The sequence below is a fragment of the Limnobaculum zhutongyuii genome, assembly GCF_004295645.1.
GTDB classification, from domain to species: Bacteria; Pseudomonadota; Gammaproteobacteria; order Enterobacterales; family Enterobacteriaceae; genus Limnobaculum; species Limnobaculum zhutongyuii.
The window spans coordinates 4,154,542-4,169,174 of the sequence record NZ_CP034752.1 but is presented as its reverse complement, the minus strand read 5'-3'; the positions used below and the strand labels follow the sequence as shown (position 1 = coordinate 4,169,174).

The following is a 14,633-nucleotide window of genomic DNA, read 5'->3' as shown; positions in this document are numbered from 1 at the left end:
CTATCCGCTTCTCTTTATTATTTAACGAGTCCCGTAGACAACGATAGTCTTTCCATGAGCGGAGATCAGGTTTTGATCTTCCAGCATTTTTAAAATACGTCCTACCGTTTCACGGGAACATCCAACAATTTGACCAATTTCCTGACGGGTGATCTTAATTTGCATTCCGTCTGGATGAGTCATTGCATCCGGCTGTTTAGCCAGGTTGAGTAATGTCTGTGCGATACGGCCCGTAACATCAAGGAAGGCAAGGCTTCCTACTTTCTCAGAGGTAACCTGTAAGCGGCTGGCCATCTGAGCAGATAAACGCATTAAAATATCTGGGTTAACTTGAATCAGCTGGCGAAACTTCTTATAGGAAATTTCAGCAACTTCACATGCTGTTTTTGCCCTGACCCAGGCACTGCGCTCCTGACCTTCTTCAAACAGGCCAAGTTCTCCGATGAAATCCCCCTGATTGAGATAGGAGAGGATCATCTCTTTACCTTCTTCATCCTTAATCAGAACGGCTACGGCACCCTTTACAATATAGTAAAGAGTTTCTGCTTTTTCACCTTGGTGAATAAGTGTGCTCTTGGATGGATATTTATGAATATGACAATGAGATAAAAACCATTCGAGAGTAGGGTCTGTTTGCGGTTTGCCGAGAACCATTTGTTGTTATCCTCTTTGTAGTCACTGCCTAACACAGCAAAGCGAGAAGCTTGCCGAAAATCTTACCCGCCCCGAAGCATATAACTTGCCAGGTGAGCGCTATTATAGCTGATGTAAAAAAGAATATAGAGGTGTTTGTGGGTTAGTATTGCATCAGCCTGAGCAAACTCTAATTTATCTGTTATACCCACACTATGGTTTTAACACAGGTTGAGCCAAGAGTCTCGTGTTGTCTTACTAAAATGAGGGTTAAGCGGCGCTGATTCGGGTTATTCGCCTGTTTTATCCTCATTTCCCTATTCTAATATTCTGCCTTCTAATAATTGTTGTATTAATGGTGTGATAATTAACTCCATAGCCAGCCCCAACTTCCCTCCTGGAATCACTAAAGTGTTTGTTTGGGAGATAAACGATCCCTGTAACATGACCAGTAAATAGGGAAAATCAATTCCTGTCAGCCCCCTGAAGTGAATAACGACCAGACTTTCGTCCATAGTTGGAATACTTTTCGCAGAAAACGGGTCAGAGGTATCAACGGTGGGGACGCGTTGGAAGTTGATATGCGTCCGGGAAAACTGTGGGGTGATGTAATTGATGTAGTCGTCCATTGAACGCACAACAGAATCCAGTACCGCTTCCCGGGAGTGTTCTCGTTCCACGGTGTCGCGGATCAGCTTTTGTATCCACTCCAGGTTAACGATAGGAACGACTCCAACCAGCAAATCGACATGCCGGGCAACATTATGTTTTGCGGTGACGATGCCGCCATGCAGACCTTCATAAAATAGCAGGTCGGTGGTTTCAGGCAGCGGTTGCCAGGGGGTAAAAGTACCGGGTGTTTGATTATAGGGAACCGCTTCATCATAAGTATGCAAGTACTTACGTGTGCGTCCGTTTCCGGTTTTTCCATATTCAATAAAACTGTTTTCCAGCAGAGCGAAGTCGTTCGCCTCGGGACCAAAATAACTGATGTGGCGCCCTTGCTCTCTGGCTTTACGAATTTCCGCATCCATCTCCGGACGCGTATAACGATGGTATGCATCACCATCAATGCGTGCAGCGCTTAAATTTAGCTGCTGAAAGATTTTTCTGAAGGCCAGACTGGTGGTAGTAGTACCGGCTCCGCTGGAACCAGTTACTGCAATGATCGGATGTTTTGCTGACATTAACCTGATTCCTTAGTTTTCGTTGTTATTACCAGAGCATAGTCGGATTGGTGCAGGGCTGTCATAAAATTTTATTCAGATGAATCAATACTCCGGATAAGGCTGCTCTTCCATATCATCACTGAACCGATCTTTGGGCATAATATTGATGGTTTCATGCAGCTCTGACCAAACCAATATTACCTGACCACTTTTTAGCTGACGTTTAACGTCATCCACTTTCTGCTGTAACGATCTTTCGTGCTCTCCGTAATCGGTACCTTCACGCAGAACAAAGGATTCAATAATACTCTCCAGCGTTTCGGGCGCCAGTTGCTGCCACGGAATCATCATTTGTTGTTCTCCAGATAGCCGGTTAACCATTCAGGAATGCGATGTTCCAGCCACATTTGCGGTTTTTTCCATGTGCCACTGACAAAGCCAACATGACCGCCATGTTCCGTTAACTGATATTCAATATTTTCGGGCAGGCTGTTTTTCGCAGGGATCACATCGGGTGCCATAAAGGGATCGTCTTTGGCATGAATAATCAGCAGAGGAATACGTACCTGATGTAAAACCGGCAGGGCACTGCACTTTTGATAATAATCGGTAGCGTCTTTAAATCCATGCAATGGTGCAGTAAGGGCATCATCAAACTGACGGATCGAACGAATATTTTTCAGCGATAAATCGGGCAGCGGCATAATGTCGGGGTAACGGATAAGTTTACGTTTAGTACTCTGTTTTAGCAGGCCAAGTAGATAGCGATGATAGACTTTCGATAAGCCTTGTTCCAGACGACGGGAACAAGGATCGAGCATCAGCGGAGCAGAGACAATCACCGCCGCTTGCAGAGGCACGCGATCGCCTTCTTCAGCCAGATAGCAGCCCAGCATATTGCCACCCAGCGAGTAGCCGACGGCTGCGGTAGGGGCTTCTCCCAGCGTATTCTGTATCCAGTTGAGGAAAAAGCGCGTATCGCTGGTTTCACCGGAATGATAAGCGCGAGGGCTACGGTTAGGTTCACCGCTACAGCCGCGAAAATGCATAACCACCCCCAGCCAGCCGTTTTGACGGCAAACCGCCAGTAAACCATGGGCATAAGGGCTGTAAAAGTTGCCTTCTAAACCGTGAAACAATACCAGACGAGGCTTATGTTTGGCCTGATAAGGATCTTCACTCCAGGCAACATCGATAAAATCGCCGTCCGGAAGTTCCAGACGCTGCCATACCGGATCCAGACTGATCTTTCTGCGAATAATTCGCGGCAGCAGAGTTTGTATGTGTGGGTTAGCGGTGCCCGGTATGGGTCGAAATTGTGCATCCATAACAAAATTATTTTCACTCTTGGGGACTTGTGCGATCAATATCACACTGCTAGCTTGAATGGAATGATTAAACATCTCTCACTGGTAAAGGGTTCTACAGAATGGAGTTAGGCTGGTTTCTTTCTATGTCGATGTTTTTATGGATAGCGGCGGTTACACCGGGTCCAAATAATATGTTACTCACCTCTTCGACTGCTAATTTTGGTTTTACCCGATCGTTACCATTGATGTTTGGCATCATGATCGGCATGCAATTATTGCTGCTGTTGGTTGCTATGGGTGTGGGAACCTTGGTAACCGCCTATCCTTCACTACATCTGGCACTCAAAATTGCAGGTAGCCTCTATCTGATTTGGCTGGCGTGGAAAATTGCCACTTCCCGCTATGAGAAACTGGAGACAGAAAAAGGAACAGCACAACCGGTTCGGTTATATCAGGGATTACTGTTACAGGCGTTGAATCCTAAAGCCTGGCTAATGGGGATTGGTTCAATCGCCAGCTACAGCCTGGCCGGGGATATGTATAGCGCATCGGTGATCGCCATTAGTGTTGCCATGTTTATGGTCAATCTGGTAGCCGGATTTATCTGGATGGGCTTTGGTTCTGCCATTGGCCGTTTGCTGCAAAGTCGTAAGTCGTGGGCAATTTTTAATATCACCATGGGTATTCTGACGGCGGGCTGTGTGGTGCTTATCTGGTTGTAGTGAAAGCAAAATATTATTAGCAGAGGCGATGATAATCACCGCCTCTGTCATTCAGCGTTAATCATTCCCCAGATTAAAACTGGTCGTCATCTCTTCTAACTGCTCCTGCAGTTCCAGCCAGTTCATTTCAGTCTCTTCCTGAGCTGATTTTACACTAACCTGTTGTTGCAGCAGTTTTGTGAGTTCGGCTTTTTTCTCCGCCTCATAAATTGCGGTATCCGACAGGGCCAGTTCAATATCACTTAACTGTTTTGCCAGCTTGTTTAGCTCAATATCCAATTTATCGATCTTTTTACGAATGGGCTGAGTTTGGGTACGGAAGTCTGCTTCCCGACGTTTCTGATCTTTACGTGCCTGGGCGCTATTGGCGGTTGGCTCTTTATCATTCGCTTCCGGCTGCATTTCTTGCTTTTGCAGCTCAACTAACCACTGCTGATAATCTTCTAAATCACCATCGAAAGGCTCCACCTTCTTGTCATGAACTAAATAGAGTTCATCGGTAGTGGAACGCAGTAAATGACGATCGTGGGAAACAACCACCAGAGCACCGTCAAAATCTATCAGCGCTTCGGTCAGAGCCTGACGCATATCCAGATCGAGGTGGTTAGTTGGTTCGTCGAGCAACAGTAGATTCGGACGTAGCCAGACGATGAGTGCCAGCACCAAACGGGCTTTTTCTCCTCCGGAGAAGCGTTCGGTATTTTCACTGACTTTATCACCGCGAAAACCAAAGCCTCCCAGATAATCCCGCAGCGGCTGCTCATATTCCTGAGGAGCCAGACGGCTGAGATGCTGTAATGGTGATTCGTCAGGTCGAAGGGTTTCTAATTGATGCTGGGCAAAGTAACCCAGTTTGATGCCTTTAGCTAAACCAATCTCTCCCTGTTGAGGAGCCAGTTCCCCTGCCAGTAGTTTAATTAGCGTAGATTTACCTGCGCCGTTTCGCCCCAGTAAACCGATACGTGAGCCGGGAACCAGGTTCAGCTTGATAGATTGCAAAATGGTTTTATCGCCGTAACCTGCACTGACTTTTTCCATTCTTAACAGCGGATTTGGCAGGCTTTCTGGCTGGCGGAAACTAAAGCTAAAAGGATTATCAACGTGTGCAGGCGCAATTAGCTCCATGCGTTCTAACATTTTAATTCGGCTTTGCGCCTGTTTGGCTTTGGTTGCCTGCGCTTTAAAGCGGTCGATATAGCTTTGCAGATGGGCGACTTTCTCCTGCTGGCTTTGATATAAAGCCTGCTGCTGCGACAGCTTAGTAGCGCGCTGGCGCTCAAAGGAGGAGTAGTTACCGGTATATTCAAACAGCTGTTGCTGCTCGATATGCAGAATTTTATCCACGATAGGATCAAGAAAATCGCGATCGTGGGAAATCAGGATTAGTGTTCCTTCGTAGCTTTTCAGCCATTTTTCCAGCCAGATTACCGCATCTAAATCGAGGTGGTTGGTTGGTTCGTCGAGCAGCAGCAAGTCGGAACGGCAAAGCAGAGCCTGAGCCAGGTTCAGACGCATGCGCCAGCCACCGGAAAAGGCGCTTACCGGCTGTTGTAACTGCTCCTGAGAGAAACCTAAACCGTGTAGCAGGCTGGAGGCGCGAGGATAGATAGTCCATGCCTGTATGGCATCCAGCTTGCCGTGTAGTGAAGCAATTTCATTACCGTCGTTTTTCTCATTGGCTTCAGCTAATGCATGTTCAAGCCGACGGTACTCCCGATCGCCATCAATAACATACTCAACGGCGGGAATATCTAATGCCGGAGTTTCCTGATTGACCCATGATAAAGCCCAACTGGCAGGGAAAGTGGCATTACCGCCGTCTGCCGAGAGCTCGCCTTTTAACAGAGAAAGCAGCGTCGATTTTCCACAGCCATTTTTACCTACCAGCCCCACTTTTTGTCCGGGATTGATGGTTGCTGTTGCGTTATCAAGCAAAACGTTAACGCCACGTCGAATCTGTAATGAAGAAAAAACAATCATAGGGTCACATATCAAGTTATTAGTCGTTGGGTTATCAACAGTGAATATCCGACTTTAAAAATAAGTACGGCATGAAACTATTGATAGAAAACAGTGAGAGGAGTACAACAGCAGCCGCTACACTATTTTTAATATTATTGTTTAAAAGTAAAGCACTTAGCCATATTGACAATCGAGAGTCTGGTTATTCATAACAGTCTCTTTTTTAATATTATTATTGTTCAATATTTTAATTTACTGGCTAAACTTACAGAGTGCGACGGTTGTATAAAACCACCATTGATTCACACCAGTAATTTATAAGCCATGCATGGTAGCGGAAAATGTCAGTGATGACGATGTTTAGGGGAAGCGAAAATGTCGCACTTGCCAAAAGCCCTCGTCTTGTTTGCTCATCCGGAGCCCAAGCGCTCGGTTGCCAATAAGGCGTTATTAAAGGTTATCCGCAACTTGGATAACGTCACAGTCCGTGATTTGTATGCTTACTATCCCGATTTTTTTATTAATGCTCATCGTGAACATCAACTATTAAGAGATCACGAGGTCATTATTTTTCAGTTCCCTATTCATACCTATAGCTGTCCTGCCCTGATGAAAGAGTGGATTGACCGGGTATTAAACCTGCAATTCGCTGGTAGCATTGGTGCCAATGAGCTTTCTGGTAAGCGTTTTCGACTGGTGGTCACAGCGGGCGCGACTGAAAGTAACTATCAGCCTGGTGGCTCTGTGGGTTATACCTTCGATGATATCCTGCTGCCATTCAAAATAATGGCTAAAGCCTGTGGAATGGAGTGGGTTGACCCAATGATTATTTATCGTGCCCGCCGCCTGGAAGAAGATGAATTACAGCAACATGCGCTGAAATATGCCGAATGGCTTAGTGTGTCCGCAGAAGAGGATAGCGAATAATGGAAACTTCACCCCAACTTATCGCTGTTTTGGTTTTTCTCTCCGTGGCCGTTTTGGCTGTTCCTTTGGCAAAGCGAATTGGCATTGGTGCGGTATTGGGTTATCTGGTGGCTGGTATTGCCATTGGTCCCTGGGGATTTCGATTGATTAATGATGTTGATGAAATCCTTCATTTTTCTGAAATGGGCGTGGTTCTGCTGCTGTTTGTTATTGGTCTGGAATTGAACCCGGCCAAACTGTGGAAAATGAGAAAGCCCATTTTTGGTCTGGGTACCGCTCAGGTGCTGATTACCAGTGCTGTTCTTTGCGGACTGTTGTATTGGGCCGGTTTTGGCCTGTCAGCGGCAATCATTGGTGCTATTGGCTTATCGATGTCATCTACCGCAATGGCGTTACAGTTGATGAAAGAGAAAGGCATGCGCGGTGATGGCGGACAGTCCGGCTTTGCTGTGTTGCTATTTCAGGATATGGCGGTTGTTCCTGCTCTGGCGCTGGTACCGATTTTGGCGGGCACGGGAGGATCTGGTGCCGACTGGTTTACCGTTCTCAGTAAAGTGGTTGGACTGGCAATTTTAGTTCTGGGGTGTCGTTATTTATTGCGCCCGATTTTTCGCTATGTTGCTGCTTCGGGCGTACGGGAAGTGTTTACTGCCACCGCTTTGCTGGTGGTATTAGGCGCAGCCGTACTGATGCAGCAAATAGGCTTCTCCATGGCGCTGGGTACTTTTCTGGCGGGTGTACTGTTGGCAGAAAGTGAATACCAGCATGAACTGGAAGTGGCTATTGAACCGTTTAAAGGTTTGCTGCTGGGGTTATTCTTTATTTCGGTGGGAATGGTACTCAATTTAGGGGTTTTCTACTCGCATATCCTGCAGGTGTTAGTGGGTGTATGTGTTCTGTTACTGGTTAAAAGCGTGGTGCTATACGGATTAGCCCGTTTCTTTCGCATTAACCGTTCAGAGCGATTACAGTTTTCTGCAGTCCTTAGTCAGGGGGGCGAGTTTGCCTTTGTGCTGTTTGCCGCGGCCAAATCTCAGAATATTTTTGATTCAGAACAGATAGCGATGCTGTTAGTGGTAGTGACCATTTCTATGATGACCACGCCGATATTAATGCAACTGGTCGATAAGATATTAGCGCGCCGCTATAACCCGGGGGATGAACCCGCACAAGCATCCGATGTCGAAGATGATGAACCTCAGGTAATCGTGGTTGGATTTGGTCGCTTCGGTCAGGTAGTTGGGCGCTTACTGATGGCAAATGAAATTCGTCTGACGGTACTGGAGCGAGATGTCAGTCAGGTAAGTATATTGCGTAGCTATGGTTACAAAGTTTACTACGGTGATGCGACTGAACTTGAGTTGTTACGCGCCGCCGGAGCGGAAAAAGCCAAAGCCATTATTATTGCCAGTGACTTGCCGGAAGAGACTATGACGGTGGTTCGTCTGTGTCAGCAATACTTCCCTAATTTATCGATTCTGGCTCGTGCCAGAGGTCGGGTTGAGGCCCATGAACTGTTGAGTGCTGGTGTTGAATTATTCTCCCGGGAGACATTCTCCAGTGCCCTTGATTTAGGACGTAAGGCTCTTATCGATCTGGGGATGCATCCTCATCAGGCCTATCGTGCCCAACAGTACTTTAAGCGGCTGGATGAGAATATGCTGCGTGAGCTGGTGCCTGTGCGACAGGGTGAGGTTCAGCAAGTATCGCGAGTGGCAGAAGCACGACGTGAACTGGAAAATCTGTTCCAGCGAGAAATTCAGCATGACAGTAAGTTATCTGACGCCTGGGATCTGGATGATGAAGTACAGGAAGCACGGCACGAAGAGCAGGATTAGTCGAAAAAAAGATATGCTAAAGAGGCCGCAGGATCTCAATCAATTAGTCGACTTTCATCATACTTAGTAATATAAAGTTGCCTAAATTTTTATCTCAGTGAGTACAGCGCCGTTGATTTCAGCTACAATCAGCGGAAATTAAGTATCAACGGTAGGAGAAATCATGAAAGTAGCAAAAGACCTAGTGGTCAGCCTGGCCTATCAGGTTCGTACAGAAGACGGTGTATTAGTTGATGAGTCTCCGGTGAGCGCACCGTTAGATTATCTGCATGGACATGGTTCTCTGATCGCAGGTTTAGAAAAAGCATTAGAAGATCATAATGTAGGCGATCGTTTTGACGTGTTTGTACCGGCTAACGAAGCTTATGGTAACTATGATGAAGTCTTGGTTCAGCGCGTACCTAAAGATGTATTTATGGGTGTTGACGAGCTTCAGGTCGGTATGCGTTTCCTGGCTGATACCGATCAAGGTCCAGTGCCGGTTGAAATCACCGAAGTAGAAGACGACCACGTTGTGGTAGATGGCAACCATATGCTGGCTGGCCAAAATCTTAACTTTAATGTTGAAGTTGTTGCTATTCGTGAAGCAACACCGGAAGAGCTGGCTCATGGCCATGTTCACGGTGAGCACGATCACGAACATGGTGAAGGTGGCTGCTGTGGCGGTCATGGTCACGGTGATGGCGGCGGTTGCTGTGGCGGCGGTGGTCACGATCATGACCACGAACACGGTGAAGGCGGCTGTGGTGGTCATGGTAAAGGCCACGGTGGTTGTGGCTGCAGCCACTAATCATTATTTAAGAAGTAACAAAATGGCAGCTTAATTAAAGCTGCCATTTTATTTTTTGACTAAGCTACCGCTATAGTTTTGATGAAGCATCAGTAATGTGGAGGGGGAACCTCTTCTGATTGTGAAGCTATCATCGATGGTTGAGAGGCTTTCAGCTTATCTGTCAGCAGTCTTAACTGCTCCTGAAGCTTAGCAATTTCAAGTTGATGCTGAATGACTGCCTGATTGAGATCTTCAATAGTCACCTCTTGAAAAGCCAGACGACTCTCCAGTAGTTCCAGTCGTTGTAACAGGCTGTCAGAGTTTAGTTGTTGCATATTTTCTCCGGTGAATCATGATGAATCTCGTACTATGAATGTGATATAAATCAGCGCAGAAATTTGTAAGATGCGCATAAATATCAGTGTGCTTGCCAGTAATGCAACCGGCAGGAGATGTTGACCGTTAATGGCTCTATTCTACAATGAAACACAAGGAATATATTGATGTCTTTTTTAAATAAGCCTTCATATGCGATTGGGGCGCTGTTGTTAACGCTGCCTGTTTTTACCGTATTCGCTAATCCTGCTGCGTCAGATACTAAAGCTGAACAAACTGCTGCTGCTGTTCAACCAGCGACAACTGCTGCACCATCTCAACCGGAAGCGACAAAGGTTGAACAACCGACTGATGCAACACCTGTAGCAGCAGAAGAACAGAAGAATAGCCAGCCATCTTCAGCAGCAGAACCTGCTAAGGATAGCGTATCAGACCCAAAGATGAGTACGCAGCAAGCTGTCACTGAGCCTGCGGCGACAAATTCTACCCCTGTTGTAGAAACAGCTCCGGTAACGAGTGAAACCCCAGCAGTAACCGACACGGCTCCAGCCCCTGCGGAAAAAGTAGCAGCTACAGAAGCCACTCCGGCAACAGAAACGGCCCCAGCTAATGCGGCTTCGGTATCAACGACTGGAGAGGTTACTCCCACTGCTGAACCGAAGAAAGAGCCAGCGCCAGTGGTCACCGAACTGGAAACCACGCCATTATCATCCGTAAAATTTTCTCTGAACAGTGAAGAACAAAAGCGCGCTTACGCCAGTGGTGTAACGCTGGCGCGTTACCTGCAAGAAAATATGGCTCAGCAAAAGAAACTGCATATCACGCTTGATCCTAATATCGTGCTGGCGGGTATTGTTGATACCTTTGCCAGTGATATAAAAATGGATGACGCAATGGTTAAAAAAACCATGGCGGCGTTTGACGATCAAGTTAACACGCTGAACAAGGCCAAGATGGAGCAGGAAGCCGCACGGGAACGTGAGATGGGCGATGCATATCAGGCTGAATTTTCCAAAATGGATGGCGTGAAGAAAAGTAAAACAGGGCTGCTCTATTTAGTTGACAAGAAAGGCACTGGTGCAGCGATTGCTGATAAAGACATTGTTGTCGTTGAGCTACAAGGTATGCGGGTAAATGGTGCGGTGTTTGAAAAAACGGCTTCGCCAATTACTTTAAAAGTAGCGGATGTTATTCCTGCTTTGCGTAGTGGTATTAAATTGGCAGGCAGAGGCGGTGAAATTAAACTGGTTGTGCCACCGGAGCAAGGGTATGGTGCTAAAGGTGCTTTACCGGGTATTCCACCAAATGCGACGTTAATTTTTAATATTAAAGTATTGCAGGTTAATCCGACTAAATCGAAATAATCACGGATAGCTGAGTTGAAAGGCTGACCGTAGTTATTTATCTGAGCTATATAATGATTTATGGTTCGCTGATGAAGAGAATTCTTCATTTCAGCGAACCATTTTAATTTATGTTGTCGAAGATGAGTAATTAGCATAATGGGCTATTCTTTTTGGGTAATAAGATAATTTGATACTCTTTGCGTCTGTCTAGAATTAGCCTGTATGGTATAGAATTCGAATTCTGTTTTATCGCATAACAACATATGTCCTATCACCGGAGATGTAGATGAAATCATTATTTAAAGTAACGCTGCTAGCGACCGCAATGGCTTTCGCTACTGGGGCAATGGCCAACACTGCTGCAACTGCAGCACCAAAAAGCGCCGCTCCGGCTAAGTTTGACAGCGAAGACCAGAAGGCTGCCTATGCGTTAGGTGCTTCTCTGGGTGGTTATATGACTAACTCTCTGAAGGATCAGGATAAGTTAGGTGTAGTGTTAGATCGCTCCCAAATCCAGGCTGGCTTTAAAGATGCCTTTGAAAGCAAAAGTAAATTAACTGATGCTGAAATTGAGCAAACCTTACAGACGTTTGAAGCCCGCGTGAAAGAAAAAGCACATGCTAAAATGCTGGCTGATGGCAAAGTTAACGAAGAAAAAGGCGCAGCCTATCGTGATACTTTCGCTAAAGAAGATGGTGTAAAGAAAACCGCATCTGGCCTGTTATATAAAGTAGAAACTGCAGGTACCGGTAACGCACCAGGCGACAGCGATTCTGTAGTGGTGAATTATAAAGGTACCTTGATTGATGGTACCGAGTTTGATAACTCCTATACTCGTGGGCAACCTGCCACTTTCCGTCTGGATAGCGTGATCCCAGGCTGGACTGAAGGATTAAAATTCCTGAAGAAGGGCGGAAAAATGACGATGGTTATTCCACCATCTTTAGCCTACGGTGAAAACGTTGTTCCGGGAATTCCAATTAATTCTACTTTAGTGTTCCAGGTTGAATTACTGGACGTTAAGTCTGAAAAAGCGGAAGCACCTGCAGCAGCGTCGGCAAAAGATAAGCAATAACGCTTTGCTCTGAAAAAACCGCAGAATTCCACTGCGGTTTTTTTATTTCTTATGTCGGCACTGTTTTTGTTAAACTATCCAACACTTGTTAAGAATGAGTCTCCAGGTTTTTTCCGTCTGAGGACCAATATGGACTAAATATATTGGAGAGTTATCATGTCTGATTCACCGCTATCCGGCGAATATGAGACGTTGGATGAGCAGCCATTTACCAGCGAAGATCACGATATTCTGCGCTCTTATGAATCGGTAGTTGATGGTTTAGCTATGCTGATTGGCTCGCATTGTGAAATCGTTTTGCATTCGCTGGAAGATTTAAAATGTTCGGCTGTTCGTATTGCCAATGGCGAGCATACCGGACGTAAAATAGGTTCTCCAATTACTGATATGGCATTGCGAATGCTGCATGCTATGTCAAATGATGACAGTAGTGTTTCTAAAGCCTACTTTACACGAGCAAAAAGCGGTTCATTAATGAAATCGCTGACGATTGCTATCCGCAATAAAGACCATCGGGTTATTGGATTACTGTGTATTAATATGAATCTGGATGTGCCTTTCTCCCAGATTATGCAAACCTTTATTCCACCAGAAACCAAAGATGTTCATTCTAATGTTAACTTTGCCTCATCGGTTGACGATCTGGTTGCTCAAACATTGGAATTCAGTATTGAAGAAGTGAATGCCGATCGGAACGTATCAAATAATGCCAAAAATCGCCAAATCGTACTTAACCTGTATGAAAAAGGAATTTTTGATATTAAAGATTCAATTAATCAGGTTGCCGATCGTCTGAATATTTCTAAACACACGGTTTACCTCTATATCCGCCAGTTTAAGAACGGTGATTTTTCAGGAAATGACCGGTGAGTTTGAGTTATACGCTGGTGGTTACCGGCCCGGCTTATGGCACCCAGCAGGCAACCAGCGCCTGGCAATTTGCGCAGGCATTGATTAGCCGTGGTCATAAGTTGACGAGCGTATTCTTTTATCAGGAAGGAATTAGCAATGCTAACCAACTGGTCTCACCGGCCAGTGATGAGTTTGATTTAGTCCGAAGCTGGCAACGATTAGCTGAGCAACAAGGCACAGTGCTAAATGTTTGTGTTGCAGCGGCGTTGCGTCGTGGCGTGGTGGATGAACAAGAGGCGACATTACGCCAACAAGCAGCAGCTAATTTACAGCCGGGATTTGTGCTAAGCGGATTGGGCTCATTGGCGGAAGCGATGCTGACTTGCGATCGCGTGATGCAGTTTTAGGCGGGCTGATTATGAAGAAAATAGCCTTTGTGTTTACTCATGTTCCCCATGGCTCCTCCGGCGGCAGAGAAGGATTAGATGCTGTTTTAGCCACCTCAGCCCTGACGGAAGAGATCGGCCTGTTATTTCTTTCCGATGGTGTTTTTCAACTGCTTCCCGAACAACAACCCGATCAGATCCTGATGCGTAATTATATTGCTACCTTTGGTGTTCTGGCGTTATACAATATTGAACAATGCTTTGTTTGCACGGATTCAATGTTTGAACGTGGAATTGATCAAGATACCGTATTGGTCATCGACGCCATTCGTTTGAACCAGCAACAAATGCATGAACGTTTATCGGGTTACGATGTAGTGTTAACTTTTTAAGGATTAACTGTGTTACATACCGTCTCACATTCGCCTTATCAAATTGATATGAGCGCACTGGTGAATACCATAGGGCAGGGTGATGTGTTGGTGTTATTGCAGGATGGTGTAACGGCAGCGTTAAAGGATAGTCGCTGGTTGGTACGATTAGTACAGCGTAACCCAATAAATATTTATGTACTTCGGGAAGATGTCGATGCCCGGGGGCTATTGCTACTTATCGATAGTCGCGTTGAGATTATTGATTACTCAGGCCTGGTGGATCTCAGTGTCGACCATTATCCTCAAGTGAATTGGTGACATTTATTGATTATTGTTTTAGTGAATATTCTGATAAATCAAACAGTCCACCCCTTTGTTCATTGTTCAATACTGTATATTTCTTGACAGTTACCCTCTTCAGCCATAAAATTTTGCGTCCCTCAGTGTACCTATGCATTCAGGGATCGATTTATTACGTGTTTACGAAAGTAAAAAAACCAGGAGCTTTTTTTAATGGCAACAATTAATCAGCTGGTACGCAAACCGCGCTCAATGAAGGTTGCAAAAAGCAACGTTCCTGCGCTGGAAGCTTGCCCGCAGAAACGTGGAGTATGTACTCGCGTATATACCACCACTCCAAAAAAACCAAACTCTGCATTACGTAAAGTTTGTCGTGTACGTTTAACTAACGGTTTTGAAGTTTCTTCATATATCGGTGGTGAAGGTCATAACCTGCAGGAGCACTCCGTGATCCTGATCCGTGGTGGCCGTGTTAAAGACCTGCCGGGTGTGCGTTATCACACCGTCCGTGGCGCGCTGGACTGCTCAGGTGTTAAAGACCGTAAGCAAGCCCGTTCCAAGTATGGCGTGAAGAAGCCGAAGGCTTAATGGTTACCCGTTAAGTAAGGCCAAACATTTTTAACTTAATGTC

17 protein-coding genes are annotated in these 14,633 nt (G+C 45.8%); 11 read left to right on the top strand and 6 right to left on the bottom strand.

Annotated features, from left to right (window positions below; all coding sequences use genetic code 11):
* Positions 1–21 precede the first annotated feature (21 nt).
* The 4 genes from crp to EKN56_RS18665 form a co-directional block, all read right to left on the bottom strand.
* Entirely contained in the window at positions 22–654 is a 633-nt protein-coding gene (crp, locus tag EKN56_RS18680) for a cAMP-activated global transcriptional regulator CRP (RefSeq protein WP_027273485.1), read from the bottom strand.
* 296 nt (positions 655–950) lie between these two features.
* Positions 951–1,820, bottom strand: a complete 870-nt coding sequence (locus EKN56_RS18675) for a phosphoribulokinase (protein WP_130593164.1) — start codon at positions 1,818–1,820, stop codon at positions 951–953.
* 84 nt (positions 1,821–1,904) lie between these two features.
* Positions 1,905–2,153 carry a YheU family protein gene (locus EKN56_RS18670; protein WP_130593163.1) on the bottom strand — a complete coding sequence of 83 codons (249 nt, stop codon included), beginning with the start codon at positions 2,151–2,153 and terminating at the stop codon, positions 1,905–1,907.
* Positions 2,150–3,130 carry a hydrolase gene (locus tag EKN56_RS18665; protein WP_130593162.1) on the bottom strand — a complete coding sequence of 327 codons (981 nt, stop codon included), beginning with the start codon at positions 3,128–3,130 and terminating at the stop codon, positions 2,150–2,152. Before EKN56_RS18665 ends, EKN56_RS18670 begins: the two co-directional genes overlap by 4 nt.
* A gap of 101 nt (positions 3,131–3,231) precedes the next feature.
* Between EKN56_RS18665 and EKN56_RS18660 the strand changes: the two genes are divergently transcribed.
* Complete coding sequence (locus EKN56_RS18660) at positions 3,232–3,834, top strand: LysE family translocator (protein ID WP_130593161.1); 603 nt, start codon at positions 3,232–3,234, stop codon at positions 3,832–3,834.
* A 57-nt stretch (positions 3,835–3,891) separates the two neighbouring features.
* Here the strand turns inward: EKN56_RS18660 and EKN56_RS18655 are convergent, their stop codons facing one another.
* Positions 3,892–5,814, bottom strand: a complete 1,923-nt coding sequence (locus EKN56_RS18655) for an ABC transporter ATP-binding protein (RefSeq protein WP_130593160.1) — start codon at positions 5,812–5,814, stop codon at positions 3,892–3,894.
* 357 nt (positions 5,815–6,171) lie between these two features.
* Here EKN56_RS18655 and kefG point away from each other — a divergent pair, with 357 nt between their 5' ends.
* The 3 genes from kefG to slyD all read left to right on the top strand — a co-directional run bounded on the left by kefG (position 6,172) and on the right by slyD (position 9,351).
* Complete coding sequence (gene kefG, locus EKN56_RS18650; protein WP_130593159.1) at positions 6,172–6,723, top strand: glutathione-regulated potassium-efflux system ancillary protein KefG; 552 nt, start codon at positions 6,172–6,174, stop codon at positions 6,721–6,723.
* The gene (kefB, locus tag EKN56_RS18645) at positions 6,723–8,561 is read left to right on the top strand and encodes a glutathione-regulated potassium-efflux system protein KefB (RefSeq protein WP_130593158.1); all 1,839 of its coding nucleotides are present in this window, start codon (positions 6,723–6,725) and stop codon (positions 8,559–8,561) included. Before kefG ends, kefB begins: the two co-directional genes overlap by 1 nt.
* Positions 8,562–8,724: 163 nt before the next feature.
* Positions 8,725–9,351, top strand: coding sequence for a peptidylprolyl isomerase (slyD, locus tag EKN56_RS18640; protein WP_130593157.1), 627 nt, complete (start codon positions 8,725–8,727; stop codon positions 9,349–9,351).
* Positions 9,352–9,440: 89 nt separating this feature from the next.
* On the opposite strand, the gene EKN56_RS18635 is transcribed toward slyD, so the two are convergent.
* Positions 9,441–9,668: a protein SlyX gene (locus tag EKN56_RS18635; RefSeq protein WP_130593156.1), complete on the bottom strand. Its 228-nt coding sequence runs from the start codon at positions 9,666–9,668 to the stop codon at positions 9,441–9,443.
* 168 nt (positions 9,669–9,836) lie between these two features.
* On the opposite strand from EKN56_RS18635, the gene EKN56_RS18630 reads away from it, so the two are divergent.
* The 7 genes from EKN56_RS18630 (at position 9,837) to rpsL (ending at position 14,590) form a co-directional block, all read left to right on the top strand.
* A complete protein-coding gene (locus tag EKN56_RS18630) occupies positions 9,837–11,033 on the top strand; it encodes an FKBP-type peptidyl-prolyl cis-trans isomerase (RefSeq protein ID WP_130593155.1) in 1,197 nt (398 codons plus the stop codon).
* A 268-nt stretch (positions 11,034–11,301) separates the two neighbouring features.
* A complete protein-coding gene (gene fkpA / locus EKN56_RS18625) occupies positions 11,302–12,090 on the top strand; it encodes an FKBP-type peptidyl-prolyl cis-trans isomerase (RefSeq protein WP_130593154.1) in 789 nt (262 codons plus the stop codon).
* A 156-nt stretch (positions 12,091–12,246) separates the two neighbouring features.
* The gene (locus EKN56_RS18620) at positions 12,247–12,960 is read left to right on the top strand and encodes a helix-turn-helix transcriptional regulator (RefSeq protein ID WP_130593153.1); all 714 of its coding nucleotides are present in this window, start codon (positions 12,247–12,249) and stop codon (positions 12,958–12,960) included.
* Positions 12,961–12,962: 2 nt separating this feature from the next.
* Complete coding sequence (gene tusD, locus EKN56_RS18615; RefSeq protein WP_168189716.1) at positions 12,963–13,349, top strand: sulfurtransferase complex subunit TusD; 387 nt, start codon at positions 12,963–12,965, stop codon at positions 13,347–13,349.
* Positions 13,350–13,360: 11 nt separating this feature from the next.
* Positions 13,361–13,720, top strand: coding sequence for a sulfurtransferase complex subunit TusC (gene tusC, locus EKN56_RS18610; RefSeq protein WP_130593151.1), 360 nt, complete (start codon positions 13,361–13,363; stop codon positions 13,718–13,720).
* Between the two features lie 9 nt (positions 13,721–13,729).
* Positions 13,730–14,020, top strand: coding sequence for a sulfurtransferase complex subunit TusB (gene tusB, locus EKN56_RS18605; RefSeq protein WP_130593150.1), 291 nt, complete (start codon positions 13,730–13,732; stop codon positions 14,018–14,020).
* Positions 14,021–14,215: 195 nt separating this feature from the next.
* Positions 14,216–14,590 (top strand): 30S ribosomal protein S12, encoded by a 375-nt coding sequence (gene rpsL, locus EKN56_RS18600; RefSeq protein ID WP_047779685.1) that lies wholly within the window; start codon positions 14,216–14,218, stop codon positions 14,588–14,590.
* The last annotated feature ends 43 nt before the right edge of the window (positions 14,591–14,633 follow it).